The organism is Pseudonocardia lacus (assembly GCF_018531445.1).
In the GTDB taxonomy this organism is placed as follows: domain Bacteria; phylum Actinomycetota; class Actinomycetes; order Mycobacteriales; family Pseudonocardiaceae; genus Pseudonocardia; species Pseudonocardia lacus.
Genome location: NZ_JAHDTH010000423.1, coordinates 1 through 2,168, shown reverse-complemented (window position 1 = coordinate 2,168; position 2,168 = coordinate 1). Strand labels below are relative to the sequence as shown.

Here is a 2,168-nt window from a genome sequence, read left to right as displayed (position 1 = left end):
GCACCGCGTGCACGGCCACGGCGAGCGGCTCCACCAGCGCCCCGTGCTCGGTCGGCAGGTCGTCGGGCAGCCGGTGCACGTTGTGCCCGAGGCGGGCGTCGGGGATGCGCAGCCGTTCGGCGAACGCGCCGGGCAGGCCGAACGCGATGCTGCGGGTCGTCCACACCGCGCAGAGGTGGCCCAGCCCGGCGCGGCACCGCTCGCAGGCGCCGCAGGGCTGGATGGGCAGCCCGGTCAGCCGGTCGCCGGGACGGATGCCGGCGACCTCGGCGCCGACGTCGAGCACGGTGCCGGCGAACTCGTGGCCCATGACATGGCCCGTCGGGTCGTCCGGGCCGGACGTCCAGGCGTGCAGGTCCGACCCGCACACCCCGCACGCGGCCACCTCGAGCAGCACGTCGCCCGGTCCCGCGCTCGGGTCGGGCACCTCCTCGACGTCGATCCGGCCCGCCCCTCGGAACACCCCGGCTCGCATGCCCACCTCCGCGTCGCGCCCGACACCCCGGCGCCGACCCTACGGACGGCAACCGGCGGGTGCGCGGGATTGCGCGGATCGTCAGGATTGCCGGCACCGGTCGCCCGACCCGGGCCCGGAGCCGGAGAAGGGCGGGATCGATGACGATCGTGCACGACGAGCCGACGGGCGCGCAGGTGGAATGGTGGGGGGTGCGCTCCGGCGACCCCCGCCGCCGCACGGCGGCCTGGGAAGGGGTGCTGGCCAGCACCCACGTCGGCTTCGACGTCCGGCTCCCCGAACCGGACGCCTTCACCGCGACGGTGTCGCGGCGCCGGTTCGGGGCGCTGAGCCTGGTCGAGTGCGCCTGCGGCGCGTTCAGCGGCCGGCGGGGCAGGGCGGTGATGGGCGACGCGGGCGAGGGCAGCATCGGCCTGCAGATCGTGCGCCACGGCGCCGAGCAGGTGCTGCGCGGGCGGGCCGCGGGGCACACGCTGACCACCGGCGCGGTCGGGCTGTGGGACGGGACGCGGCCGGTCGACGTGGACGTCCCGGGCCCCTTCCGCAAGCGGACGGTGATCTTCCCGCGGGACCTGGTGCACGCCGTGAGCCCTCGGCTGGCCGACGTCGAGACGGTGCCGGCGCTGGCCGAGCGGCCCGGGACCGGGCTGCTGGTCCGCTACGTGGACGCGCTGTCCGAGGAGCTGCCCCGGCTGGACGAGCGCAGCGCGGGTGCCGCCGCGGACGTGCTGCTGGAGCTGGTGCGGGCGGTCGTCGAGCCGGACGCGGTGGACGCCAGGGCCGCCCGCCGGGAGGCGCTGCGGGCCCGCGCCCGCCGCTACATCCGGGCCAACCTCGCCGACCCGCGACTGGCCCCGGCGACCGTGGCCAGGGCGCTGGCGGTGTCGTTGCGCACGCTGCACGCGGCGTTCGCCGACACCGACGAGTCGGTCGCGGCGCTGGTGCGCCGGTCCCGGCTGGCCCGCTGCCGGGAGGACCTGCTGGCACCCACCGGCGGCACGGTCACCGAGATCGCGTTCCGCTGGGGGTTCACCGACGCCACGCACTTCTCGCACGTGTTCAAGCGCGAGTACGGGCACTCGCCGCGGGAGGCCCGCCGGAGCCGGCGCCCCGACGGGATCGACGGTGCACGGATCGACGGTGCACGGATCGACGGTGCACGGATCGACAAGGAAGTGAGCGCACAGCCGCTGGCGTGACCCGGCCGCGGCGCCGAGGCTCGGGGGACCCGGCGCCGCGGCCCGGGCCCGACGACCAGTGAGGACGGTGAGCGCGATGCCGCTGCGCGGATCGCCGCGCCCGCTGTCCCACGTCCCGCCCCGGGTGGACCGGTGAGCGGTCCGGCGGACGCGCTGCGGGGCAGCGGCGGCGTCGAGGTGCGGATGCCGCGGCTGTCGGAGTCGATGGCCGAGGGGACCATCGTGTCCTGGCTGCACGAGCCCGGCGCCGAGGTGCGCCGCGGCGCGGAGCTGGCCGAGATCGAGACCGACAAGGCCACCGTGTCGTTCGAGGCCGACGCGGACGGGGTGCTGGAGGTCCTGGCCGAGGCCGGCGCCACGCTCGCGGTGGGCACGCCCATCGCCCGGCTGCTGCCGCCCGGCACCGCGCCGTCGGCCGCCGTGGACGATCCGACCCGCTCGGCGGCGGGTGCCACCACCACCGCCCCCGCCGAGCCGCCCGCTCCCGCCGCGCC

Annotated in this window: 3 protein-coding genes; 2 read left to right on the top strand and 1 reads right to left on the bottom strand. The window is 77.6% G+C overall.

The genetic code is table 11. From position 1 onward, the window contains the following. A partial coding sequence (locus tag KIK08_RS38740) for a zinc-dependent alcohol dehydrogenase (protein ID WP_214408284.1) occupies positions 1-475 on the bottom strand: 475 nt, incomplete at its 3' end. A gap of 140 nt (positions 476-615) precedes the next feature. Between KIK08_RS38740 and KIK08_RS38735 the strand changes: the two genes are divergently transcribed. Both KIK08_RS38735 and KIK08_RS38730 read left to right on the top strand, forming a co-directional pair. Further along, positions 616-1,674 carry a helix-turn-helix domain-containing protein gene (locus KIK08_RS38735; RefSeq protein WP_214408283.1) on the top strand — a complete coding sequence of 353 codons (1,059 nt, stop codon included), beginning with the start codon at positions 616-618 and terminating at the stop codon, positions 1,672-1,674. Between the two features lie 132 nt (positions 1,675-1,806). Beyond that, on the top strand, positions 1,807-2,168 hold a 362-nt coding region (locus tag KIK08_RS38730; RefSeq protein WP_214408282.1), incomplete at its 3' end, for a lipoyl domain-containing protein.